This window comes from Corallococcus sp. AB038B (assembly GCF_003668955.1).
Taxonomy (GTDB): Bacteria; Myxococcota; Myxococcia; order Myxococcales; family Myxococcaceae; genus Corallococcus; species Corallococcus exiguus.
The window spans coordinates 1-378 of the sequence record NZ_RAWO01000467.1 but is presented as its reverse complement, the minus strand read 5'-3'; the positions used below and the strand labels follow the sequence as shown (position 1 = coordinate 378).

Here is a 378-nt window from a genome sequence, read left to right as displayed (position 1 = left end):
GCGGGTGCTGGTGGTGGGCCAGGTGCCAGTTGAAGTGCAGCAGCAGCGACTCGTACAGCGGATGGGCTCGCAGGTTGTGCGCCCCGTCCAGTACATGCCTGGGGCTGTGCGCGTGGGTGACGTACTGCTGCGCCGACCAGTTGAGCCCATAGAGCGCGTACAGCAGCAGGTACCGCCCTGGAGACAGGTCCAGCGCGAGGACCAGTCCCACGTGCAGCAGCACCACGCCGACGCACTCCAGGCGGATGCGGCGCATGAAGGACTCGGGGATGCCCTCCACCATGGCCACGGCGGACGGGTCCTTCACCAGCCGGCCACGCAGCGCCCCGGGCGCCACCAGCACCACTGCCATCGCCAGGGGCACCAGCAGCCAGAAGC

At 69.3% G+C, this 378-nt stretch carries 1 pseudogene; it reads right to left on the bottom strand.

The features are described from left to right. A pseudogene (locus D7Y04_RS45025) lies at window positions 1-378 on the bottom strand (hypothetical protein); the annotation flags it as partial.